Annotated in this window: 22 protein-coding genes and 1 pseudogene; 12 read left to right on the plus strand and 11 right to left on the minus strand. The window is 63.0% G+C overall.

The window, feature by feature from the left end; genetic code table 11:
- Positions 1-175 precede the first annotated feature (175 nt).
- Positions 176-445 (plus strand): DUF3077 domain-containing protein, encoded by a 270-nt coding sequence (locus F6X61_RS01750; RefSeq protein ID WP_125463394.1) that lies wholly within the window; start codon positions 176-178, stop codon positions 443-445.
- A gap of 92 nt (positions 446-537) precedes the next feature.
- Here the strand turns inward: F6X61_RS01750 and F6X61_RS01755 are convergent, their stop codons facing one another.
- Both F6X61_RS01755 and F6X61_RS01760 read right to left on the minus strand, forming a co-directional pair.
- Positions 538-1,515, minus strand: a complete 978-nt coding sequence (locus F6X61_RS01755) for an SEL1-like repeat protein (protein WP_178125734.1) — start codon at positions 1,513-1,515, stop codon at positions 538-540.
- Between the two features lie 219 nt (positions 1,516-1,734).
- On the minus strand, positions 1,735-2,661 hold the full coding sequence (locus F6X61_RS01760; protein WP_178125735.1) for a fimbrial protein: 927 nt from the start codon (positions 2,659-2,661) through the stop codon (positions 1,735-1,737).
- 240 nt (positions 2,662-2,901) lie between these two features.
- Between F6X61_RS01760 and F6X61_RS01765 the strand changes: the two are divergent.
- From F6X61_RS01765 to F6X61_RS01780, 4 genes and pseudogenes are all read left to right on the plus strand, one after another.
- A pseudogene (locus tag F6X61_RS01765) lies at positions 2,902-3,137 on the plus strand (DNA adenine methylase); the annotation flags it as partial.
- A 301-nt stretch (positions 3,138-3,438) separates the two neighbouring features.
- On the plus strand, positions 3,439-4,446 hold the full coding sequence (dusA, locus tag F6X61_RS01770) for a tRNA dihydrouridine(20/20a) synthase DusA (protein ID WP_153785110.1): 1,008 nt from the start codon (positions 3,439-3,441) through the stop codon (positions 4,444-4,446).
- Between the two features lie 224 nt (positions 4,447-4,670).
- Positions 4,671-5,597, plus strand: coding sequence for a transaldolase (gene tal, locus F6X61_RS01775; protein ID WP_153785111.1), 927 nt, complete (start codon positions 4,671-4,673; stop codon positions 5,595-5,597).
- 122 nt (positions 5,598-5,719) lie between these two features.
- Positions 5,720-7,579: an alkaline phosphatase D family protein gene (locus F6X61_RS01780; RefSeq protein WP_153785112.1), complete on the plus strand. Its 1,860-nt coding sequence runs from the start codon at positions 5,720-5,722 to the stop codon at positions 7,577-7,579.
- 69 nt (positions 7,580-7,648) lie between these two features.
- On the opposite strand, the gene rssC is transcribed toward F6X61_RS01780, so the two are convergent.
- Together rssC and rssB are read right to left on the minus strand one after the other, a co-directional pair.
- Positions 7,649-8,131, minus strand: coding sequence for an anti-sigma factor antagonist RssC (rssC, locus tag F6X61_RS01785; protein WP_110993518.1), 483 nt, complete (start codon positions 8,129-8,131; stop codon positions 7,649-7,651).
- Positions 8,128-9,312 (minus strand): two-component system response regulator RssB, encoded by a 1,185-nt coding sequence (rssB, locus tag F6X61_RS01790; protein WP_153785113.1) that lies wholly within the window; start codon positions 9,310-9,312, stop codon positions 8,128-8,130. The genes rssC and rssB overlap by 4 nt, the downstream gene beginning before the upstream one ends.
- 374 nt (positions 9,313-9,686) lie before the next feature.
- Here rssB and F6X61_RS01795 point away from each other — a divergent pair, with 374 nt between their 5' ends.
- Positions 9,687-9,986: a PilZ domain-containing protein gene (locus F6X61_RS01795; RefSeq protein ID WP_125463388.1), complete on the plus strand. Its 300-nt coding sequence runs from the start codon at positions 9,687-9,689 to the stop codon at positions 9,984-9,986.
- Positions 9,987-10,208: 222 nt separating this feature from the next.
- On the opposite strand, the gene F6X61_RS01800 is transcribed toward F6X61_RS01795, so the two are convergent.
- Complete coding sequence (locus F6X61_RS01800; protein WP_110993522.1) at positions 10,209-10,916, minus strand: VacJ family lipoprotein; 708 nt, start codon at positions 10,914-10,916, stop codon at positions 10,209-10,211.
- 189 nt (positions 10,917-11,105) lie between these two features.
- Between F6X61_RS01800 and F6X61_RS01805 the strand changes: the two genes are divergently transcribed.
- Both F6X61_RS01805 and F6X61_RS01810 read left to right on the plus strand, forming a co-directional pair.
- Positions 11,106-11,669, plus strand: a complete 564-nt coding sequence (locus F6X61_RS01805; protein ID WP_153785114.1) for a phosphonoacetaldehyde phosphonohydrolase-related protein — start codon at positions 11,106-11,108, stop codon at positions 11,667-11,669.
- Between the two features lie 123 nt (positions 11,670-11,792).
- The gene (locus tag F6X61_RS01810) at positions 11,793-12,056 is read left to right on the plus strand and encodes a DUF4404 family protein (protein ID WP_153785115.1); all 264 of its coding nucleotides are present in this window, start codon (positions 11,793-11,795) and stop codon (positions 12,054-12,056) included.
- Between the two features lie 135 nt (positions 12,057-12,191).
- Here F6X61_RS01810 and queF read toward each other — a convergent pair whose 3' ends face one another.
- Together queF and F6X61_RS01820 are read right to left on the minus strand one after the other, a co-directional pair.
- Positions 12,192-13,022, minus strand: a complete 831-nt coding sequence (gene queF / locus F6X61_RS01815; protein WP_153785116.1) for an NADPH-dependent 7-cyano-7-deazaguanine reductase QueF — start codon at positions 13,020-13,022, stop codon at positions 12,192-12,194.
- Between the two features lie 68 nt (positions 13,023-13,090).
- On the minus strand, positions 13,091-13,609 hold the full coding sequence (locus tag F6X61_RS01820; RefSeq protein WP_153785117.1) for a plastocyanin/azurin family copper-binding protein: 519 nt from the start codon (positions 13,607-13,609) through the stop codon (positions 13,091-13,093).
- Positions 13,610-13,850: 241 nt separating this feature from the next.
- Between F6X61_RS01820 and F6X61_RS01825 the strand changes: the two genes are divergently transcribed.
- Positions 13,851-14,531, plus strand: coding sequence for a heavy metal response regulator transcription factor (locus F6X61_RS01825; protein ID WP_125463384.1), 681 nt, complete (start codon positions 13,851-13,853; stop codon positions 14,529-14,531).
- Positions 14,528-15,880 carry a heavy metal sensor histidine kinase gene (locus F6X61_RS01830; RefSeq protein ID WP_153785183.1) on the plus strand — a complete coding sequence of 451 codons (1,353 nt, stop codon included), beginning with the start codon at positions 14,528-14,530 and terminating at the stop codon, positions 15,878-15,880. Before F6X61_RS01825 ends, F6X61_RS01830 begins: the two co-directional genes overlap by 4 nt.
- Before the next feature lie 107 nt (positions 15,881-15,987).
- Here F6X61_RS01830 and F6X61_RS01835 read toward each other — a convergent pair whose 3' ends face one another.
- The 3 genes from F6X61_RS01835 to F6X61_RS01845 all read right to left on the minus strand — a co-directional run bounded on the left by F6X61_RS01835 (position 15,988) and on the right by F6X61_RS01845 (position 19,235).
- Positions 15,988-17,232 carry a lipoprotein-releasing ABC transporter permease subunit gene (locus F6X61_RS01835; protein WP_153785118.1) on the minus strand — a complete coding sequence of 415 codons (1,245 nt, stop codon included), beginning with the start codon at positions 17,230-17,232 and terminating at the stop codon, positions 15,988-15,990.
- A 61-nt stretch (positions 17,233-17,293) separates the two neighbouring features.
- Positions 17,294-17,977, minus strand: coding sequence for a lipoprotein-releasing ABC transporter ATP-binding protein LolD (gene lolD / locus F6X61_RS01840; protein ID WP_178125737.1), 684 nt, complete (start codon positions 17,975-17,977; stop codon positions 17,294-17,296).
- Between the two features lie 7 nt (positions 17,978-17,984).
- On the minus strand, positions 17,985-19,235 hold the full coding sequence (locus F6X61_RS01845; protein WP_153785119.1) for a lipoprotein-releasing ABC transporter permease subunit: 1,251 nt from the start codon (positions 19,233-19,235) through the stop codon (positions 17,985-17,987).
- A gap of 93 nt (positions 19,236-19,328) precedes the next feature.
- Here F6X61_RS01845 and F6X61_RS01850 point away from each other — a divergent pair, with 93 nt between their 5' ends.
- Positions 19,329-19,913 (plus strand): PilZ domain-containing protein, encoded by a 585-nt coding sequence (locus tag F6X61_RS01850; protein ID WP_125858002.1) that lies wholly within the window; start codon positions 19,329-19,331, stop codon positions 19,911-19,913.
- A 31-nt stretch (positions 19,914-19,944) separates the two neighbouring features.
- Positions 19,945-20,661, plus strand: a complete 717-nt coding sequence (locus F6X61_RS01855) for a glycerophosphodiester phosphodiesterase (RefSeq protein ID WP_153785120.1) — start codon at positions 19,945-19,947, stop codon at positions 20,659-20,661.
- A gap of 48 nt (positions 20,662-20,709) precedes the next feature.
- Here the strand turns inward: F6X61_RS01855 and sthA are convergent, their stop codons facing one another.
- A complete protein-coding gene (gene sthA / locus F6X61_RS01860; protein WP_110993534.1) occupies positions 20,710-22,104 on the minus strand; it encodes a Si-specific NAD(P)(+) transhydrogenase in 1,395 nt (464 codons plus the stop codon).
- Positions 22,105-22,122 lie beyond the last annotated feature (18 nt).

Genomic DNA, 22,122 nt, shown 5'->3' on the forward strand with positions numbered 1-22,122 from the left:
AGCGCCGGGCGTTCCACTAGGCCGTTGGTCATGTGTCGCCTGGGCTGGCGCTATCGCGGGGCAAGCCCGCTCCCACGCCACCCCGAGCCCGCAGGGTTATTCCTGCATCTGTGGGAGCGGGCTTGACCCGCGATAGGGCCCGCCCAGGCACCGATCATTTCAGGGAGAGTGAGCCATGAACACAGACGACACCACACCCCGCACCACTGCGGGCAAAACCAAGTTCTACCAAGGCGAAGGCATGACCGCCCCGCTGTTCTGCATCGAGCCCGGTATCCCCTGCCAGCATGCGCGGGACCAGGCCTCAGAGCTGATGGGCTGCGTGCGGGACCTGACCATCGCCGGGATCATGGAGGAAAAGCCGCAACTGCTGTGGGCGTCGTATTACCTGAGCGCGCTGGCCAAGGCGCTGATGGATGATGCGGAGCTTGGGATGAAGCACTGAGCCCTTTGTTGCCTGGGCAGGCCTGTTCGCCGGCCAGGCCTGCGCCTGCAGGGGGCGCAGGTCCCTTGGACAGGCCGGCCAGTACCCGAGGCTCAACCGCCGAAAAGGCGAGGATCAAGGATAATCGGGGCCACGAAATCAGGCGTTCGCGTGCCCGCAGGCACCATGTAAGGATCATCCATCGGCAGCTTGTCCAAGGCCCTCAGCACGACCTCATCAAGCTGCGAATCGCCGCTGCTTTCGAGAAGGGAGACGGTGGGGCGACCCTGCTCTGCCGGGAACCGATACGACACTTTAAGCGTCATCGCCTCGGTGTAGCTGAAGTTCTTGAGCGACGCCCCGCGTCTGACCTGTAGGCTCTGAAGGCTCATGAACCCGCTGATCCAGAGCTGGTTGTACTTCTCCACCTGTGCGGCATCCAGCGACATACCGTTGGCCAGAAGCGTACGCATGGCCACCCACGCAGGGTCACGGAATTTGCGGGTCATCCACATGTACAGTTTCAAGGCGCCCTGCACATCCTGCGGCCCGCCCTTGCCCTGCTCCATCAACCCCCCCAGCCCCACCACACCACCTGGGCCGGCCTGCTTGAAGAGGGCGCGCGCCCGGACGAAGTCGACCGGCTCGCCGATACCGTCACGCGCCATACGGCCCAGCTCGGCGTAGGCAGAGGGGTCGTTGGGGGCTGCTTGCAGGTAAAGCATGCGGGCGCGGTACAGGTCCTGCGGCACCCCATTACCGGCTTCGTAGAGGGTGCCCAGCAGATGCTGACACAGCGCATGGCCTTGCTCGCTGGCCATCGTGACCTGCCGTACATCGTCCGGCCGGGCAGTTCGGTGGTTCAAAACGCGGTAACAGGCTTTGGATTGGTCATCGCGGTGGCTGAAGTCGATGGTTCCGAGTGCCCCGTACAGGTTGCTGATGCCATCGAGGTAAGTCTCTATGGATGTACGGGGTTGCGGTTTGAGGTAGGCCCTGAGGTATTCCTCGGCGTCCTGGCCCAGCATTTCCAAGGCCTGGCAAACGCCGGCGGTGGCCATCAGGGCAATGAATGTGAGGTAGCGGATCATGAGCTGGCGGTGTCCATACGTGTCATGGGGGCGATCCATCGATGTTGCGCGGTGCGCATGCTATCAGGCGTGCCCAAGGCGAGTCATTGCTGATGAAGCCCATGGCCATCATGTTGCGCACACGGCAGATTGCTGTTGGGGGCCTGCGTTCTCAAATTCACTCAATGAAACGAGCAAACGGGGTAGGTGCGTTGACGTCCAGCCAGCGAGGGGCGGAAATTAAAGGTAGGTCATAATGAAAGTTACCTCTGTATTTGCCGTCCCCGCTTCTAGCGATTCAGAAGGTAGGCGATAGTAGCTAGCGCTCAGTGGGATCTGGAAGTCCCCCCCACTGCTGTTGTAATCGGCGAATTTCTGAGGGATTTCGAGGGGTATGGGGTTGTCGTTAGTGTCGAATAATTGCAGCGCTATTCCTTTGGCGGTTGAAGATGCATTAAGTGAAACGACACCTCGGGAAGTGTCGACTGGCTGAGTGTTTGCCTTTAAAGTGTAGTTTACGTTTTTAATGCTACTAGGGCAGCCTATCAGCCGTATATTAAAATGCACTTTCCTTGCGATACCAGCAGAGTATTCGAAATCACTCAACTTGTAGTCAGTTCCCATTTCGACACGAACATCTGGCGTCTCGCAAGACATCGGCGTTATGACGCTGCCATTTATTTTAATCCCCAAAGCATATATTTCTTCATACTGTCGGTAACCAAGGATCCCCGCTGGAATTTTGACACCACCATGTATATCACCTGTTTTAACCAACTGTATTGAGAGCGAGCTTCTGTTAAATCCATATTCATTGGGCCTATTAACTACAGCAGGGTATCCCAAAGTAAAACTCTCTGTTCTGTGATTGTAATACCTCCAAGAAACTCCTGTGTTGCCTATAGGGAACAGCTCCGACCCTGGAGTGGTGTCGCCTACGTTGTTTTTAACTCCGGACCTGCAATCGGCAAGGCATCGAACTGTGCTATTTATAGGATAAAGATCCAAGCGCGGACTTTCAAATATGACAGTTCCATTTGGAGTGTCTCGTGCTACTGATATTGTCGCTGGGATATCAATTGTTCTGAAGTTAAGTTCATTCCCAGGAAGAAATTGAACGACTGCCGCCTTCGCACCCACTGAACAGGCCAAGAGAAAGTTAAGCACGGATATTTGCGTTAATGTCATCTGCAGGACTGGCCTATGGATTAGCTCTATAAATGCCACCTAACCTTATTGGCACAAGACAATTTAATGCGCAGCTTTTTCAGCTAACAAGATGGCGACGCTTTGAAAGCATAAGACATGAAGCTATGCTGGATGAATAAGACGGTTCTTAAACAGGAAATGCGAGCCAGATAACTCATCAACGTGAAGAAACGCTTCACAAATCAGTGGGACGCTTAGGCGCTCAGCTCGCAGCAGCTCTTCGAATGGCAGAAGATGACACACCCTGAAACCCTCACCGAAATCCAGCGTGCGGCGCGGTTCTTCTACCTTCAGCAACGTGTTTTCATTGGCAAGTGCACCAGGCAGACCCTCGGCACCATGACCACCGGCCCGGCTATGAACCTGCTACGCATCGAGGAGAACCTCTCTAACGCCTGGCCGGCACCTACGTCGAGAACCTGTCCTGGCTCGATATGGATAAACAAGCGCTGGGCTCGCCGCGCATTGTGCACAAGGCAGGGCCACGGCTGGACTTGCAGGATGGGTCTGCGGGTTCAGCGGGCTGGGCTGGATGTTGCAAAAATGCCAACATTTTCCTCACTAACTGCTGGCAATAGGGTCATTGGATTTTCCCCGGCGATATCCCCCATCCAGCACTTATCGCCGATCGGATCGGACGAATCTCCCCGCGCTTGGTAAACTGGCGCCCATCTACCTTTCCATCGCCTGCCAGCGGCCCGCCGCCTGGCTCCGTCGAGTGCGTGCCCCAGCCTTATGCCATCACCAACCGCTACCTCCCCTGCCCTGCGTCCTGAGCCGTCCCGCCGCTTCAGCGTTGCGCCGATGATGGACTGGACAGACCGCCACTGCCGGTTCTTCCTGCGCCTGCTGTCGAAAAACGCCCTGCTGTACACCGAAATGGTCACCACCGGCGCGCTGTTGCACAACGACGCCCAGCGCTTCCTGCGCCACGATGAATCCGAGCACCCACTGGCCCTGCAACTGGGCGGCAGCGTGCCGGCCGACCTGGCGGCCTGTGCGCGGCTGGCCGAGCAGGCGGGTTATGACGAGGTCAACCTCAACGTCGGCTGCCCCAGCGACCGGGTGCAGAACAACATGATCGGCGCCTGCCTGATGGGCCACCCGGCGCTGGTGAGCGATTGCGTCAAGGCCATGCAGGATGCGGTCGGTATTCCGGTGACGGTCAAGCACCGCATCGGCATCAACGGCCGCGACAGCTATGCCGAGCTGTGCGACTTCGTGGGCCAGGTGCGCGATGCTGGCTGCCGCAGTTTCACCGTGCATGCGCGCATCGCCATTCTTGAAGGGCTGTCGCCCAAGGAGAACCGCGAGATCCCGCCGCTGCGCTATGACGTGGCGGCGCAGTTGAAAGCGGACTTCCCGGACCTGGAGCTGGTGCTCAACGGTGGCATCAAGACGCTCGAAGAGTGCCGCACCCACTTGCAGACCTTCGATGGGGTGATGCTGGGGCGCGAGGCGTACCACAACCCGTACCTGCTGGCCGAGGTTGACCAGCAGTTGTTTGGCAGCGAGGCGCCGGTGGTGAGCCGCAGCGAGGCGATGGAGCGGTTGCGGCCTTATATCGTCGCGCATATGCAAAGTGGCGGTGCGATGCACCATATCACCCGGCATATTCTCGGGCTGGGCCAGGGGTTCCCGGGGGCGCGGCGCTTCCGGCAGTTGCTGTCGGCGGATATTCACAAGACCGACACGCCGCTGGCGGTGCTGGACCAGGCGGCGGAGTTGTTGCAGGGGCGGTAAGGGAACCTGGGGTGGGGTTTTGCATCGAAGGCTTAGCCTTTAATGCAACCTCGGGCCATCAGGCCCGGGGCTGCTGCGCAACCCATCGCGGGGCAAGCCCGCTCCCACGCAGACAGCGTGGGCGCGAACGTGCCGGCGATGGGCCCCGATCCGTATCCGGCGGGCCTTGAGTGGCCGCCGGGGCTCGGGTAATGTCGAGTCATTGCACAGGACAGAGCACGCCCATGACCTCCAAGCTGGAACAACTCAAGCAGTTCACCACCGTGGTCGCCGACACCGGGGACCTGGACGCCATCACCCGGCTCAAGCCGGTCGATGCCACCACCAACCCGTCGCTGCTGCTCAAGGCCGCTGCCATCCCGGGTTACGCCGACCTGCTGAAAAAGGTCAAGGCCGAGGCCAAGGGCAATGTCGACCTGGCTTGCGACACCTTCGCGGTGGCCGTGGGCGCGGGCATTTTGCAAGCCATCCCTGGGCGGATCTCCACTGAAGTGGATGCGCGCCTATCGTTCGACGAGCCGGCACTGCTGAAAAAGGCCCGCCTGCTGATCGAACTGTACGAAGCCTCCGGTATTTCCCGCGACCGCGTGCTGATCAAGCTGGCCTCCACCTGGGAGGGCATCCGCGCCGCCGAGAAGCTCGAGAAGGAAGGCATCCAGACCAACCTCACCCTGCTGTTCTCCTTCGCCCAGGCCCAGGCCTGCGCCGATGCCGGGGTGTTCCTGATCTCGCCGTTCGTGGGGCGCATCTACGACTGGTACAAGAAAAGCACCGGCAAGGACTACGTAGGCGCCGAAGACCCGGGCGTGCAGTCGGTCACGCGCATCTACGACTACTACAAGACCAACGGCTACAACACCGTGGTGATGGGCGCGAGCTTCCGCAATATCGGCCAGATCGAGCAACTGGCCGGCTGCGATCGCCTGACCATCAGCCCGGAGCTGCTGCAGCAGCTGTCGGACGATCAGGGCGAGCTGCCGCGCATTCTCAAGCCGGGCAATGCCGGTGAGGCCAAGCAGCAGTTGAACGAAAGCCAGTTCCGCTGGGCGATGAACGAGGACGCCATGGCCACCGAGAAACTGGCCGAGGGCATCCGCCAGTTCGCCCGCGACCAGGAAAAGCTCGAGAAGCTGATGGCAGAAAAGGCCTGATACATATCGGGTTTGCCAAGCGGGCGGGAAGTGCGCAGCATTTTCCGCCCGTTTTGTTTTGCCACCCTGCAAAGCATTTGAATTCAAGGGCCTCTTCGCGGGGCAAGCCCCCAGAGCCGTCGATGACCTCCCGCGCCCCATTGCCCCTAGTTCTTGCAGGCCCGCTACTGCGCCGCCTCGAACCCCAGCGCCTGGCCATCTGGCTAGTCGGCTCGCAACCGCTGCTGCCCGAATTCATCCTCGGCTACCCGGGCATCACCCCGAGCCTTCACTGCACTACCCTCGCGGTCGGCGCTCGGGCATTCGTACACCTGCTGGACATCCATTTCGACAAACCGCTGCCCTGCGACATCGCGCTTGAATACGACCTGCTGATCAACGGCCAGGGCATCGCCGACTGGGCGCCGCACCTGCTCTACCCCGGCAGCACCCGGCCAGATTTCGTGCTGCGCGAGCGCCTCGACCAGGTGCTCCACGGTTCATGCCGCAAGCCGCACCATCCGGCGGCCGACGGCCTGCTGTGCGCCGACCGCCTGCTGGCCGCCTGCACCCAGCCGCAACAACGCCCCGCCGTGCTGTTGATGACCGGCGACCAGGTGTACGCCGATGACGTCGCCGGCCCCATGCTGCGGGCAATCCATGAACTGATCGAGCGCCTCGGGCTGTTCGACGAGCCGCTGGAGGGCGCCGTGGTCGACAGCGGCGCGGCGCTCTACCGACACCCGGCCTGCTACTACCACCGCGCCGACCTGCTGCCGGCCCAGGAGAGCAACGAAACCCTGCGCGAGCGCTTCTTCGGCGGCAAGCGCAAGCCGATCTTCTCGTCCAGCAATGCCGACAACCACCTGGTGACTTTCGCCGAGGTGATGGCCATGTACCTGCTGGTGTGGTCGCCGACGCCGTGGGCGCTGGTGCGGCTGGACATGCCGGCGGATCTCACCGAGCAGCGCCAGGCGCGCTACCGCCACGAACTGCCGCTGATCGAAGCGTTCCGCGATGGCCTGGGCCAGGTGGCGCGGGTCATGGCCCACCTGCCCTGTCTGATGATCTTCGACGACCACGACATCACCGATGACTGGAACCTCTCGGCGCAGTGGGAACAGACCGCCTATGGCCACCCGTTCTCGCGGCGCATCATCGGCAACGCGCTGCTCGGCTACCTGCTGTGCCAGGGTTGGGGCAACGACCCGGACGCCTGCGCGCCGCTGATCGAGCAGTGCCAACGCTTTGCCCAGCAGCGTGCCAGCCAGGATGAACTGATCGGCGAGCTGCTGCGCTTCCAGGGTTGGCAATATGAGCTGCCCAGCAACCCGCCGCTGCTGGTGCTGGACACTCGCACCCGCCGCTGGCGCAGCGAAAGCAACCTGGGCAAACCGTCCGGCCTGCTCGACTGGGAAGCGCTGTGCGAACTGCAGCAGGCGCTGATCGACCATCCTTCGGCGGTGATCGTCTCGCCGGCGCCGATCTTCGGGGTCAAGCTGATCGAAACCGTGCAGCGGGTTTTCAGTGCGCTGGGCTATCCACTGCTGGTGGATGCCGAGAACTGGATGGCCCACCGCGGCGCGGCACAGGTGATCCTCAACATCTTCCGCCACTCGCGCACGCCGGGGCATTACGTGGTGCTTTCGGGCGACGTGCATTACTCGTTCGTCTATGAAGTGCTGATCCGCCACCGTCAACGCAGCCCGCACCTGTGGCAGGTGACCAGCAGCGGTATCAAGAACGAGTTTCCCCGGCGCCTGCTGGATGTGCTCGACCGGCTCAACCGCTGGCTGTATTCACCGCGCTCGCCGCTCAACTGGTTCACCAAGCGTCGGGAGATGGAGGTGGTGCCGCGGGTGCCCAGCCACAGCAAGGCCGGTGAGCGGCTGTGGAACAGCGCGGGGCTGGGGCAGGTGTTTTTCGATGAGCAGGGGCGGCCGGAGCGGGTGTATCAGCTGAATGCCGATGGCACGGCGGCGACCGAATTCATCCAGGGCTGAAACAATCGCGGGGCAAGCCCGCTCCCACGCCGAATTGTGGGAGCGGGCTTGCCCCGCGATGAATATCAGTCAGGAACGCTCGAGCGCGCTCACCAGGTCGTGGAACGCCTCGCGGTTGGAGTCGTTCAGCCCCATGAGAATCTTGTGCGCCTCCAGCACCTTGGAACGCACCACGTCTTCGCTCTGATCCTGCGACGGCAGGTCGGTCAGGCACTCGGGGCATGGCACCGGGCGGTCGACGATGTTGAACACCTGGTCGAAGCCCATGGACTGCAACAGGCGCGAGATGTCCGGGTTGGTGGTGACCACGGTCGGCAGCAGGCCAATTTTCTGCCGCGACAGGATCGACAGCTTGGCCAACAGGCCCAGCGTGGTGCTGTCGATGCTTTCGGTTTCGGTCAGGTCGATGACGATGGCCGAGAAGTTCAGCGCAGTGAAAATCTTCTCGATCGTCGCATCCAGCGCCGAACACAGGGTCAGGCGCACTTCACCGACAAATTTCAGAACGAAGGTGCCGCTCTGTTCGGCGAACTGGATTCTACCGGTACTCATTCAAGGTTCCTGCTCAACACCAATAGGGCGATATCATCCGGCATCTCCCCAAGCGTAGCCAATTCGAATCGTTGGCGCAGCCCCTCCAGGCTACCCCCCGCTTCCTTGACGATTTCCGGCAAGGTCGCTTCCTTATCTTTGAGTGTGCCCCCTGGCAAAAGGTCCAGAATGCCATCGGACATGAGCGTGAGGCTGAACTGCGGTGGCAGCTCCAGCACCAGGTCCTGGTAGCTGGCCTCATCGAACAGCCCCACCGGCAGGCCGCGGCCTTCCAGGTAGCGGACTTCACCCGGGGTGTACAGCACCGGCAACGGCAAATGGCCGCCGACACTGTAGGTGAGCAGGCCGGTTTCCTCGTCGATGACGCCACCGACCATGGTCACATGCTTGCCCAGCTTGCAGTTGATCAGCCCGCGGTTGATGTGGCTGAGCACTTCAGAAGGCTTGAACTCGCGCAACTTGCTGCCGCGCTTGAATTCGAACAGCAAACGCGTGGTCATGAACTTGAGCAGCACGGTCACGAACGCCGACGACGCGCCATGGCCGGAAACGTCTGCCAGGTAGAACGCAATGCGCCGGTCATCCACGCGGAAGTAGTCGGCGAAATCACCCGACAGGTACAGCGACGGGATGATCTGGTGCTCGAAGGTGTATTCGCCGGCAACCCAAGGGTTCTCGGGCAGCATGTTCATCTGCACCTGGCGCCCGGCGGTCTGGTCTTCCTGCAGCAGGTGCAGGCTGGCCTCGAGCTCGCGGTTGGCGGCTTCGAGCTTGTCGCGGTAGCGCTGGTTCTCCAGCACCAGGCGCGAGCGGTCGAGCGCGCGGCGCACCGAGTGCTCGAGCACGGCGAGGTCTTCAAGCGGCTTGATCAGGTAATCGGCGGCGCCCAGGCGCAAGGCCTCGACCGCGTCGCTCATGACACCGGCACCGGACACCACGATCACCGGCAACTGCGGCGCGCGCTCGCTGATCTGGCGGATCAGTTCGAGGCCGCCCATCTGCGGCATGCGCAGATCGCAGATCACGAGGTCGGGCTGGTGTTCTTCGAAGACCTGAAGGCCCTGCTGGCCGTTCCCGGCCTGGAGGACGCTGAAGCCACTGTCTTCCAGATAGGCGGCGAGGCTGGCACGGACCACATCGTCGTCATCGATAATCAGCAGCGTTGCACTGGTTTTCTGCATGTGGGCGAACGGCGCCGATTTGGTTGGCGTAGCGGGCGTCGGCAAGCCGGCGCAACGCTACTGGAATACTGTGTGATCACTCACTCTCTGAGTTGTAGGACAAGAAAACTCGCCCGGCAAATAGCAGTGGTGCCCTGTAAGGCGCAGACGGTACTCCCATCCGCCGGGCGTTTCAAGCACACAAGGGTCGAGTGCTGCGCAGTAATCACTCGTGGTTATTACGGGCTGTGTTTCGCACACTGTTATGCATATCCGCAGGCCCCCGCAGACGTTGCAGGCCTGCTCAGCAACTGGCGATTGCCGATGCAATTTGCCCGGACGTATGATCGGCGCTACAGCCTGCACAGCGGCGCAACCGATGGAAAGGACCGAGCATGCACCTGACGCCCGACAGCCACAGTGAAAAACGCGATTTCATCCGCATGCGCATCGACACCGAGGTCAGCCTGCTGCATGAGGGCCAGGTGATCGCTGCGGTGTGCCTGGACCTGTCCAGCAGCGGGATGCAGGTGCAGGCGCCACAGCGCTTCCAGGTGGGCGACCGCATCGAGGTGCGCATCGACTCCGACCACCCTGCCCTCAAGGGCCTGCATGCCAGCACCGAAGTGGTGTGGATTGCCGACCAACCAGGCGGCGAACAGAAGTTCGGCCTGCGCATCCTGGCCATGCACTGAACGCAAGACGCAAAAAGGCGACCCGAGGGTTAATGCCGGTCAGTTAAGCCCATTGGGGTCGCTGCGCGACCCTTCGCGGGTAAACCCGCTCCCACAGTACAGCGCTCGATTCAGACTTTGCGCGATCCTGTGGGAGCGGGTTTACCCGCGAAGGGCTGCAAAGCAGCCCCAACTAACTGACTGGCATTAACCCAAAGGTCGCCTTTTTCACATCGACAAGGCTTAGAAGTCGTCTTCGACTTCGCCGTCCTTGACCTTGAACTCACGGTTCTGCAGGTAGGCGTTGCGGATGAAGATGTACTTGTCACCCTGAATCAGCTTCTCGGCAGGCAACAGGCTGGCGCGGGTATCGATCACGTCCAGCGCGAAGATCGAGTTGCGCGTCGGCACGTGGTCGATATAGCGGTAGGGTTCGGTGTAGGTGTCCGGGTACTTGGCCAGGCCGTCACGCACGGTGCTTGGGCCGAGCAGCGGGATGACCACGTAGGGGCCGCTGGGCACGCCCCAGTAACCGAGGGTCTGGCCGAAGTCTTCGTCGCTGCGCTGCAGGCCCATCTTGGTGCCGACATCGAAGAAGCCGCCCAGGCCGAAGGTGGTGTTGACGATCAAACGAGCCGTGTCGATGCCCGCCGCACGCGGCTTGAGTTGCAGCACGTTGTTGGCCAGGTTGGTCACATCACCCAGGTTGCGGAAGATGTTGTGGATGCCATCTTCGAGGAACTGCGGGGTGACGGCCTGGTAACCCTGGGCCAGGGGCTTGAGGGCGTAGGTATCCAGCACATCGTTGAACTTGAAGATCGGTCGGTTGACCGTCTCCCACGGGTCGTCCTCGGTGGCCGCCTGGGTGGCTGCCACGGGCGCCAGCAACAGGCTGGCGCAGACACAGGCCTGGGTGAGTCGCTCGATCACTCCGGCACCGATCCTACGCATAGATGTTTCTCCATCGGATTTCACGGCGGCAACGGCCCTCGGCGCGCTGCGAACAAGGCGCCAGTATAATGGCTCGCTGGCTGATAAACAGCTTTACATATATTTGCTCAACATTTTGTGAACAACTGTTGCAGTCATCGCACGGTAACAAACGCCCGATAGCCTGCAGGGTATTTCAGGGAAGTTGCCATGCAAGACGCACCCGCCTTTACTGCCGTGCTGTTCGGCCTGCGTGGCTGCCTGGTCCAGGCCAGCAACGGCAGCCCCCTGCCCGCCCCCGGCGCCCTGGCCTTGCTGGCCAGTCTGCGCGCCCGGCAAGTGCCCTGCATCTGGCTCGACGAGGTCAGCCCCAGCGCGAGCAAACAACTGACCCGCGTACTCCCTGACTGGCTGCCGGGCCTGCCCGGCAACGGCTGCAAATGGCCGGCGCCCGATGCCTGCTGGCACGCCCTGATGGCCCTCGAAAGCCAGCGACTGGACGGCTGCGTGCTGATCAGTGGCGAACCGCTGCTGCTGCAGTCGGGCCTGAACGCCGGGTTGTGGACCGTCGGCCTGGCCGCCTGCAGCCCGTCCTGCGACCAGGCCTCAAGCCAGTGGCAGGCCATGACCCAACAGGAGCAGGAGCGTGCCCGCGGCAAGGCCACGCTCGAGCTGTTCGGCCTGGGCGTGCATTCGGTCATCGACCATCTGGAGTCCCTCGACACCTGCCTGTCGGACATCGCCCTACGCCGACACAAGGGCGAGAAGCCCTGACACATCCGCGTTGATACGGGTCATGCAAAGCACCGGCAGGTGGATTACGCTAGAGGTCAGGCACGAACCTTTACCATTGCGCCGAGGTCCATGCCTTGCCAAGCCATTGATGGAGAACGAACAATGCCTGCCCGCGAACTGCAAGAGCGCCTCAACAGCCTGCGCGAGCAACTGGACCGCAACGTGCCGCTTTCGGAAGAAGAGCTGGCCAACCTGCATGAAGAAGCCCGGCAGATCGAGGCTCAACTGAAACTCGAGGAAGCCACGCCGGACAACAACCTGGTGGATGGCGTGAACCTCGCCATCGAGCGCTTCGAGGCCGACCATCCCGACCTGACCGCCACCTTGCGCAGCATCGTCAATTCGTTGCACAGCATGGGGATCTGACCCCTCAAATCGATCGGGGCTGCGTTGCAGCCCATCGCGGGCAAGCCCGCTCCCACAGGTACAGCGCAGGCCGTGAAGGTGCGCGATACATGTGGGAGCGGGCTTGCCCGCGATGGGCCGCAGCGCGGCCCCGATTTACTGACGAACCAAGCGCAGGTTCTGCGGGCTGATCGCCCGCGTGCTGCGGTAAGGGTTGATGTCCAGCCCACCCCGGCGCACATACCGCGCATACACGGTCAGGTGCTCCGGCTGCAGCAGCTTCTTCAAATCCAGGTAGATGCGCTCCACGCACTGCTCATGGAAATCGGCATGCTGGCGGAAGCTGATCAGATAGGTCAGCAAGCTGGCGTGATCCAGCGCCCGCCCCTTGTACTCCACCACCACACTGCCCCAGTCCGGCTGGCCGGTCACCGGGCAGTTGGACTTGAGCAGGTGGCTGTGCACGGTCTCTTCCACCACACGCTCTGCGGAGCAGCGCAGCAACTCGGGCTGTGGCTGTTCGTAGTTGCTGATGGTGATATCCAGCGCATCGATGCATTGGCCCGGCAAGGCGGTCACACCTTGCGCTTCGACCTCGGCCAGGGTGCGCACCTTGACCAGCACCGGCTTGCCGGCGGCACCGGACAGGTCTTTCTCAAGGCAGGCCTGCAGCTCGGCCAGCGACGCGAACACGGTCTGGTTCAGCGAGTTGAGGTACAGCTTGAACGACTTCGATTCGATGATGTTCGGCGAGTCGCAGGGAATGGCGAACTCGGCGATGGCCACCACCGGTTTGCCCGACGGCAGCAGCCAGGACAGCTCGAAGCAGTTCCAGAAATCCACGCCCTGCCACGGCAGGGCGTCGCCGCTGACCCCAAGCTCGGCCCACTTGGCCAGGCGCGGAATGGGGAACAGCAGCTCGGGGGTGTAGGTGGCGATGTATTCGCTGGACTTGCCCAGCGGGGAGTGTTCGGCAGCGGGATGCATGGAAACTGACCTGAAGGTTCGAAAATGCCCCTAGTCTACCGGTTTTACACCCCGCCTTGGAGCGCAAGCTACTCGATGGTCAACGGGCCGACCATGCCGGCCTGGTAGTGCCCGGGTACGTTGCAGGCGAACTCGATGGGCGCCGAGCTGCGGAAGGTCCAGGTCAGCTCGGCGCGCTGGCCGGGCTGCACCAGCACGGTGTTGCCGCCGCCGTGCACGTGGCCGCCCTGGCTCATCTGGCCGTGGTCCATCTGGCCATGGTCCATGCCCTCGTGGTTCATGCCGGCGGTGAAGATCTTGCCCTGCATCGCCACCATTTCTTTCTGGTGCTCGGCATGCATGGCCTTGTCACCCAGGTTGAACTCGTGGGGCAGCTGGCCTTCGTTGACCAGTACGAAACGTACCGTTTCACCGGCCTTGACCTTGAGGCTCTTGGGCTCGAAGGCGATGTCCTTGAGCACGACCTCGACAGTACGGGTAGCCTTGGCTGCCGGCGCCGGCTCGCCGAAGGCAAAGTGCTGTGCTTCGTCGGCGAAGGTGGGCAGGCTGACCAGCGCAAGGGCGGCGGTGATGAACAGGTGCTTCATGTTAACTCCGGGAACTGCAGCGAGAATGAGGCCATTTTGGAAAGCGCCGGCTGGCAGCTGGCTGACAGGAAGATTACAACTTTGTCAGCTTGGGCGAGGCAGCGGATCGTCACGTATGATTTCGAGCACTGTCTTTGTGGGAGCGGGTTTACCCGCGAATGCTGCAGTGAATGCACCGACGCATTCGCGGGTAAACCCGCTCCCACAGGGCCCGAGAGACCCTTCAGAACTGTGGACACCCATGAAACTACTGATCGTCGAAGACCAGGCCAAGACCGGCCAATACCTGGCCCAGGGCCTGAGCGAGGCCGGTTTCAACACCGAGCTGGCCGGTGACGGCGACACTGGCCAGCACCTGGCGCTGACCGGCGACCACGATCTGCTGATCCTCGACGTGATGCTGCCCGGGCGCAATGGCTGGCAGATCCTCCAGGCGGTGCGCCAGGCGGGCCTGGCCACCCCGGTGCTGTTCCTCACCGCCCGCGATGCCGTCGAAGACCGCGTGCACGGCCTGGAGCTGGGCGCCGACGATTACCTGGTCAAGCCGTTCGCCTTCTCCGAGCTGCTGGCCCGCGTGCGCAGCCTGCTGCGCCGCGGCGCCAGCGCCAGCCAGGACACCTGCCTGATGCTCGCCGACCTGCGCCTGGACCTGATCCGCCGCCGCGCCGAACGCTCGGGCCAACGCATCGACCTGACAGCCAAGGAGTTCGCCCTGCTCGAACTGCTGCTGCGCCGCCAGGGCGAGGTGCTGCCCAAGTCGCTGATCGCATCCCAGGTGTGGGACATGAATTTCGACAGCGACACCAATGTCATCGAAGTGGCCATCCGCCGCCTGCGTCTGAAGATCGACGACAGCCACGCCACCAAGCTGATCCACACCGTGCGCGGCATGGGATATGTGCTCGAAGAGCGCCAGGACTGATGCGCCGCCTGTCCCTCGGCGGCCGCCTGGCCCTGCTGTTCGCCGCCTGCACCGCCAGCGTCTCGCTGGGCGCCGGGCTGTTGTTCAGCCGCGCCAGCGAACAGCACTTCGTCGAACTCGACCAGCAGTTGCTCAGCGGCCGGCTGTCATTGATGCGCAGCCTGCTCGAGGGTGTGGCCACGCCTGAGCAGCTGCGCTCACGCCTGCCCCTGTTGCGCGACGAACTGAGCCACCAGTCCGAGCTGGCCCTGCGTTTGCGGGGCGCCGACGGCACAACCTGGTTCGACAGCCGTCCCGGCCTGCCGGACGAACCGCGCGACGCGGGCCTTGCGACCCTGCATACCAGCGGCATCGACTACCGCAGCCTGAGCACCGCGCTGGCAGACCACCAGCCAAGCGCCCCGCAGCTAACCCTTTTCCTCGATATCACCCATCACCAACACTTCCTGCAGAGCATGCAGCGCCTGATCTGGCTCACCGTCGGCCTGTCCGCGCTGGCCACCGCGCTGCTCGGCGCCTGGGCCGCGCGCCGCGGGCTCAAGCCGCTGCGGCAGATGGGCAAGGTGGCCGCCAGCGTCAACGCCCGCTCACTGACCACGCGCCTGCCGCTGGCGCAGTTGCCCGAAGAGCTGGCCGAGCTGGGCGCCACGGTCAACGCCATGCTGCAGCGTCTGGATGACGCCTTCCAGCGCCTGTCGGCGTTCTCTGCCGACATCGCCCACGAGCTGCGTACGCCGCTGTCCAACCTGCTCACCCACACCCAGGTCACCCTCACCCGCCCGCGCAGCCTCGAGGAATACCGCGAAGCGTTGCACGGCAATCTGGAAGAGCTGCAGTGGATGGCCCAGCTGGTCAACGACATGCTCTACCTGGCCAAGGCCGACCACGGCCTGCTGATGCCCAGCCGCCAGCCACTGGACCTGGCGGCGGAGGTGGATGCATTGCTGGAGTACTACGCGCCGCTGGCCGAAGACGCCGAGGTGCGGCTGCTGCGCGAGGGGGCGGCGCACACCGAAGGTGACCGGCACATGCTGCGCCGGGCCCTGTCCAACCTGCTGGACAACGCCCTGCGCTTCACCCCTGCCGCAGGCGAGATCCGCGTGACGCTGGAGCCCGGGCTGCGCATCTTGGTGGCCAATCAGGGGCCGGCAATTGCGCCAGCCTTGCTGGAGCGGTTGTTCGACCGTTTCTATCGGGCAGACCCGGCCCGCCAGGAAGGCAGCAGCGAGCATGCAGGGTTGGGCTTGGCGATCACCCGCTCGATCGTGCAGGCGCATGGGGGAAGCATCAGGGCAGAGTGCGCGGATGGCTGGACGCGGTTTGTGATCGAGCTGCCTGACAGACCGTGAACCGGGGCTGCTTTGCAGCCCATCGCGGGGCAAGCCCGCTCCCACAGGGCTCGCGCAAGCCTGCTTTTTGTGGGAGCGGGCTTGCCCCGCGATGACAACCTGAAACCTTACTCGTAGCGCAACGCCATCGCCGGCTCGATCTGCGAGGCGCGATACGCCGGGTAGATGGTCGCCAGGAAGCTCATCACCAGCCCCGCCGTGCAAATCAGCGCCACATCGCCCCACTGCAATTCGGACGGCAGGCTGCTGATGAAGTAGATGTCGGAGGTAAAGATGTGCTGGCCGCTGACCCGCTCCAGCCAACCGACCACCGCGCTGACGTTCAACGCCAGGGCCACCCCGAGCACACCACCGAGCAAGGTGCCGACGATGCCGATCAGGCTGCCCTGGACCATGAAGGTGCCCATGATCTGCGCAGGGGTGGCGCCGATGGTACGCAGGATGGCGATGTCCGCGCCCTTGTCGTTCACCACCATCACCAGCGTGGCAATGATGTTGAACGCCGCCACCGCGATGATCATCATCAGCAGCAGGCCGATCATGGTCTTTTCCATCTTCATGGCGCTGAACAGGCTGCCCTGGGTGTGCGACCAGTCATCGGCGCGGTAGGCATCACCGAGGCCTGCGGCAATGGCCTTGGACACCTGCGGCGCGGCATACAGGTCATGCAGCTTGAGGCGCACGCCCTGCACCTGGCCCGGGGCCCAGCGCTGCATCTCGCCGGCGTCGGCGATGTGGATGTAGGCCTGGGAGCCATCCAGTTCGGCGCCCACCTTGAAGATGCCGACCACGGTCAGACGCTGCATGCGTGGGGTGATGCCGCCCGGTTCCTTGCTGACTTCGGGGACGATCAAGGTCAGCTTGTCACCGGTGTTGAGGCGAAAGCGCCGGGCCGTCAGCTCGCCGATGACCACCCCGTAGTCGCCCGGCTGCAACGCCTCAAGGCTGCCCTGGACGATGTGCTGGGTGACGATGGAGACCTTGCCTTCCTCGGCAGGGTCGATACCGGCGACCTGGATCGGCTGCATCGCCCCCCGGTACGACAGCATGCCTTCCATTTCGGTGATGGGTGCTGCGGCCATCACCGCCGGGTTGGCTTCGGCGCTGCCGGCGACCTTGCGCCAGTCATTCAGCGGCTGCACACCCAGGATGGCGGCATGCGGCACCAGGCCAAGCACGCGCGAGCTCATCTCGCGCTGAAAGCCGTTCATCACCGACAACACCGTGATCATTGCCAGCACGCCCAGCGACAGCCCGATCATCGAGGTCATGGAGATGAACGAGATGAAGTGGTTGCGACGCTTGGCACGGGTGTAGCGAGCACCGATGAACAAGGACAAGGGTCTGAACATGAACCGGGTTACCCAATATAAGTGTGAACCGGGGCGCCTCAGGGCGCCCCGCGCAGGCGATTCAGATCGCCACCAGGCGCCCGTCTTCCAGGCTCAGCACGCGATCCATCTGGCGCGCCAGGTTGAGGTCGTGGGTCACCACCAAAAACGCGGTCTGCGATTGCGTGGACAGCTCACGCATCAGCTCCTGGATACCCAGGGCGGTGTGGTGGTCGAGGTTGCCGGTCGGCTCGTCGAGCATCACCAGGCCTGGGCGGTTGACCAAGGCGCGGGCGATCGCCACGCGCTGGCGCTCACCGCCGGACAATTCGGCCGGCTTGTGATTCAGGCGATGGCCCAGGCCGACGCGCTTGAGCAGTGCTTCAGCACGCTCGCGGGCCTCGGCGATCGGCGTCTTGCCGATCAGCAGCGGCATGCAGGCGTTCTCCAGCGCGGTGAACTCTGCCAGCAGGTGGTGGAACTGGTAGACGAAGCCCAGCGCGCGGTTGCGCAGCAGCCCGCGGGCACGCTCGCCGAGGGCCGAGAGCTCTTCACCAGCCAGCCAGACACTGCCCTGGGTCGGGGTGTCGAGGCCGCCCAGCAGGTTGAGCAAGGTACTCTTGCCCGAGCCCGAACTGCCGACAATGGCTACCCGTTCACCCGGGTGCAGCTCAAGGTTCAAGCCGGACAGCACCTGGACCGACTCCGGGCCCTCGTCGTAGCTCTTGCCCAGGTTGCGGCAACTCAACACGGCTTTATCACTCATGCGCGACTCACTCATAACGTAGCGCCTCTGCAGGCTGGGTGCGCGAGGCACGCCAGGCCGGGTACAGGGTGGCGAAGAAACTCAGGACCAATGCCGCACCGCAGACCATCCACACATCCTGTGCCTGGAGCTGCGAAGGCAGGTAATCGATGAAGTACACGTCGGCATTGAGGAACTTGTGCCCGATCAGCGTCTCGATGCCGGCGATCGCCGCACTGACGTTGAGCGCGCCGAGGATGCCGACGACCGCGCCGATCAAGGTACCTACCACACCGATCACCGTGCCCTGGACCATGAAGATGGCCATGATCTGGCCCGGCGTCGCGCCCAGGGTACGCAGGATGGCGATGTCGCCGCGCTTGTCGTTGACCACCATCACCAGGGTGGAAATGATGTTGAACGCCGCCACCGCCACGATCAGCAGCAACAACAGGCCGATCATGGATTTCTCCATGCGGATGGCCTGGTAGAGGTTGCCGTGGGTGCGGGTCCAGTCACGCGGGTAGAACTCCTGTTCGCCCAGCTGCTGGGCGATGGCCCAGGCGGCACGTGGGGCCTGGAACAGGTCGTCGAACTTGAGGCGAATGCCCTGGACCTGGTCGGGTTTCCAGCGGTGCAGGCGCGACAGGTCGGTAATGTTGGTGAGGCCGAGATAACCGTCGATCTCGCCGGCGCCGACGTGGAAGATGCCGACCACGGTGAAGCGCTTCATGCGCGGGAACATGCCCGCTGGCGTGACGCTGACTTCGGGGGCGACGAAGGTCAGCTTGTCGCCGATGCCGACGCCGAGCTTCTGCGCGGCCTTGTCGCCGATCATGATGCCCCACTCGCCCGGTGCCAGCTTGTCGAGGCTGCCATCGAGCACGAACTTGTCGATGATCGACACTTCACGCTCGTGCGCTGGGTCCACGCCATTGAGCAGCACTTTCTGCACCTTGCCTTCATGCGTCAGCAGGCCCTGCATCTGGGTGAACGGCGCAACCGCCAACACCTGCGGATTCTGCTTTACTTTGGAGGCAAGGCCCTGCCAGTCGTCGAGCGGCTGGCCGGTCTCCAGCGTGGCATGGGGGATCATCCCCAGCACGCGGGTACGCATCTCGTGATCGAAGCCGTTCATGACCGACAACACCACGATCATCACCACCACGCCCAGGGCGAGGCCGATCATCGAAGTGAGTGAAATGAACGAGACAAAGTGATTGCGACGTTTGGCACGGGTGTAACGCGTACCAATGAATACGAAAAGAGGTCTGAACATGTCGGGGCTTGTTCGGATGAAAGGGAACGTCCTTGTGGCGATGCGCCTACGGCGGCTTTACACTCGGACCACCGCCGTAACCTTGGGTTCGCCATGACGACATTAGACGAAGAAGATCGCCGCGAATACTACCGCATCGAAGATCGGATCGCACTTCAAATCAGCCCCCTCAGCGCGGCCGAAGCCCTTGAGACAGAACTGTTGCAGGATGATTCCGAGCTGTTCAACCTGCTCAGCGAACTGCACTTGTCCGACTTCGAGTCGCAGCACCTGCTGCGCCAGCTGAGCGAAAAGGACCGTACCCTCGCCGCCTTCCTGCGCGCCCAGAACAAACGCCTCGACCTGCTCAGCGCCGTGGTCGCGCAAACCCTGCTCGGCGAAGTCGGCCAACCGCAGCCGGTGATCATTTCCGAAGGCGGCATCGAGTTCGCCCAGCGCCAACAGATCAGCGCCGGCACGCGGGTGAAAGTGAAGATGGTGCTGATGCCGCGCGCCCATGGTTTGCTCCTGCGTGGCCGCGTCACCCATTGCGACCCGCGCCCCGATGGCAGCTTCGAGGTGGGCACCGAATTCATCGACATGACCGACGCCCAACGCCAGCTGCTGGCGCGCTACATCCTGCAGCGCCAGCAACAGCAACGGCGCCAGGCACTGGAACAGAACAACCCCGCCTCCTGAGCCATCTTCTCTCTGATTTGAAGGAACGAACGTGACCCTGATCTATGGCCATCGCGGCGCCAAGGGCGAAGCCCCCGAGAACACCCTGACCAGCTTCCGCCAATGCCTGTCCCACGGCGTGAACCGCTGTGAACTCGACCTGCACCTGTCGGCCGACAACGAACTGATGGTGATCCACGACCCTACGCTCAAGCGCACCACTGGCCGGCGCGGCAAGGTGGTCGAGCACGCGGCTGCCGACCTGGTCACCTACGACGCGCGCCAGGGCGGCCCGGGCCATGTGCAGCCTTGCACCATCCCGCGCCTGGAAGAGCTGTTCGAGAAATGCCCGTTCGAGCATTGGCAACTTGAAGTGAAGAGCGCCTCGCGCACCCGCGCCGCCACCACCGTGCTGGCGATTCGCGAACTGGCCCAGCAGCATGGCCTGCTGGACAAGGTCACCATCACCTCGAGCTCACGGGAAGTGCTGGGCGCCGCCCAGGAACTGGTGCCCGACGTGAAGCGCGGCCTGGTGGCCGAATACGCCTGGCTCGACCCGCTGAAGGTCGCACAGAACTACGGTTGCGAGATGCTGGCGTTGAACTGGACGCTGTGCACCCCCGAGCGCCTGATCAAGGCGCAGCGCCAGGGTTTGCACGTGTCGGTGTGGACGGTCAACGAACCGGCACTGATGCGCCGGCTCGCTGATTTTGGCGTGGACAGCCTGATTACAGACTTTCCCGGTTTGGCCAAGACCACCCTCGGGTAGGGCTGAAATCGGTCTCCCCGACCGGCTCAGGCCACCGGCCGGAGCCGCTCAAAAAAGCCGGTTCAGGCCGTCGTAGGCAGCTACCCGATAGGCTTCGGCCATGGTCGGGTAGTTGAAGGTGGTGTTGACGAAGTACTTCAGATTGTTCTGCTCACCCGGCTGGTTCATGATCGCCTGGCCGATGTGGACGATTTCCGAAGCCTGGTAGCCGAAGCAGTGCACGCCGAGGATTTCCAAGGTTTCGCGGTGGAACAGGATCTTCAGCATGCCTTGCGGCTCACCGGCGATCTGCGCGCGTGCCATGCTCTTGAAGAAAGCCTTGCCCACTTCGTACGGCACCTTGGCCTGGGTCAGCTCCTGCTCGTTCTTGCCGATCGAGCTGATCTCCGGAATGGTATAGATGCCGGTTGGCACGTCATCGACGAAGCGCCAGCTGCCGTTGTCGACGATGCTGCCAGCGGCGGAGCGGCCCTGGTCGTGGGCGGCACTGGCCAGGCTCGGCCAGCCGATCACGTCGCCGGCGCCGTAGATGTTCGGCACGCTGGTGCGGTAGCTCTTGTCGACTTCGATCTGGCCACGGCTGTTGACCTTGATACCGATGTTCTCCAGGCCCAGCTTGTCGGTGTTGCCGGTACGGCCGTTGCACCACAGCAAGGCGTCGGCCTTGATCTTCTTGCCCGACTTCAGGTGCAGGATCACCCCGTTGTCCAGCCCTTCGACCCGGTCGTACTCCTCGTTGTGGCGTACGGTGATGTTGTTGTTGCTGAAGTGGTAGCTCAGCGCCTGGGAGATTTCCGAATCGAGGAAGCTCAGCAGTTGGCCACGGTTGTCGACCAGCTCCACCAGCACGCCCAGGCCGCTGAAGATCGAGGCGTATTCGCAACCGATCACCCCGGCACCGTAGACGATCAGCTTGCGCGGGGTGTGGCTGAGGCTGAGGATGGTGTCGCTGTCGTAGACGCGCGGGTGGTGGAAGTCGATGTCGGCCGGGCGGTAGGGGCGCGAGCCGGTGGCGATGATGATCTGCTTGGCGTTGAGCTTCTCGACCACACCGTTGGGGCAGACCACTTCGACGGTTTGCTCGTCGGCGAAGCTGCCGGTGCCGGTGAACACGTCGACGCGGTTACGGGCGTAGTAGCCGGTACGCGAAGCGACCTGCTTGCTGATCACCTTCTCGGCGCTCTTGAGCACGTCGGGGAACGAGAACCAGCGCGGTTCGCCGATGGCGCGGAACATCGGGTTGGTGTTGAACTGCATGATCTGCCGCACGGAGTGACGCAGCGCCTTGGACGGGATGGTGCCCAGGTGGGTGCAGTTGCCGCCGACCTGGCGACGGCTGTCGACCATGGCCACCTTGCGCCCTGCTTTGGCGGCGTTCATTGCCGCGCCTTCTCCGGCCGGGCCGGAACCCAACACCACTACGTCGTAGTTGTAGACAGCCATGCGTACTCCTTCAGAACT

Origin of the sequence: Pseudomonas sp. EMN2 (genome assembly GCF_009650555.1) — a bacterium.
Classification (GTDB): domain Bacteria; phylum Pseudomonadota; class Gammaproteobacteria; order Pseudomonadales; family Pseudomonadaceae; genus Aquipseudomonas; species Aquipseudomonas sichuanensis.

Excerpts from the sequence above, each read along its gene's own strand:
- F6X61_RS01750 (WP_125463394.1), top strand. The coding sequence starts at position 176 with ATGAACACAGACGACACCACACCCCGCACCACTGCGGGCAAAACCAAG.
- F6X61_RS01755 (WP_178125734.1), bottom strand. The coding sequence starts at position 1,515 with ATGATCCGCTACCTCACATTCATTGCCCTGATGGCCACCGCCGGCGTT.
- dusA (WP_153785110.1), top strand. The coding sequence starts at position 3,439 with ATGCCATCACCAACCGCTACCTCCCCTGCCCTGCGTCCTGAGCCGTCC.
- tal (WP_153785111.1), top strand. The coding sequence starts at position 4,671 with ATGACCTCCAAGCTGGAACAACTCAAGCAGTTCACCACCGTGGTCGCC.
- F6X61_RS01780 (WP_153785112.1), top strand. The coding sequence starts at position 5,720 with ATGACCTCCCGCGCCCCATTGCCCCTAGTTCTTGCAGGCCCGCTACTG.
- rssC (WP_110993518.1), bottom strand. The coding sequence starts at position 8,131 with ATGAGTACCGGTAGAATCCAGTTCGCCGAACAGAGCGGCACCTTCGTT.
- rssB (WP_153785113.1), bottom strand. The coding sequence starts at position 9,312 with ATGCAGAAAACCAGTGCAACGCTGCTGATTATCGATGACGACGATGTG.
- F6X61_RS01795 (WP_125463388.1), top strand. The coding sequence starts at position 9,687 with ATGCACCTGACGCCCGACAGCCACAGTGAAAAACGCGATTTCATCCGC.
- F6X61_RS01800 (WP_110993522.1), bottom strand. The coding sequence starts at position 10,916 with ATGCGTAGGATCGGTGCCGGAGTGATCGAGCGACTCACCCAGGCCTGT.
- F6X61_RS01805 (WP_153785114.1), top strand. The coding sequence starts at position 11,106 with ATGCAAGACGCACCCGCCTTTACTGCCGTGCTGTTCGGCCTGCGTGGC.
- F6X61_RS01810 (WP_153785115.1), top strand. The coding sequence starts at position 11,793 with ATGCCTGCCCGCGAACTGCAAGAGCGCCTCAACAGCCTGCGCGAGCAA.
- queF (WP_153785116.1), bottom strand. The coding sequence starts at position 13,022 with ATGCATCCCGCTGCCGAACACTCCCCGCTGGGCAAGTCCAGCGAATAC.
- F6X61_RS01820 (WP_153785117.1), bottom strand. The coding sequence starts at position 13,609 with ATGAAGCACCTGTTCATCACCGCCGCCCTTGCGCTGGTCAGCCTGCCC.
- F6X61_RS01825 (WP_125463384.1), top strand. The coding sequence starts at position 13,851 with ATGAAACTACTGATCGTCGAAGACCAGGCCAAGACCGGCCAATACCTG.
- F6X61_RS01835 (WP_153785118.1), bottom strand. The coding sequence starts at position 17,232 with ATGTTCAGACCCTTGTCCTTGTTCATCGGTGCTCGCTACACCCGTGCC.
- lolD (WP_178125737.1), bottom strand. The coding sequence starts at position 17,977 with ATGAGTGATAAAGCCGTGTTGAGTTGCCGCAACCTGGGCAAGAGCTAC.
- F6X61_RS01845 (WP_153785119.1), bottom strand. The coding sequence starts at position 19,235 with ATGTTCAGACCTCTTTTCGTATTCATTGGTACGCGTTACACCCGTGCC.
- F6X61_RS01850 (WP_125858002.1), top strand. The coding sequence starts at position 19,329 with ATGACGACATTAGACGAAGAAGATCGCCGCGAATACTACCGCATCGAA.
- sthA (WP_110993534.1), bottom strand. The coding sequence starts at position 22,104 with ATGGCTGTCTACAACTACGACGTAGTGGTGTTGGGTTCCGGCCCGGCC.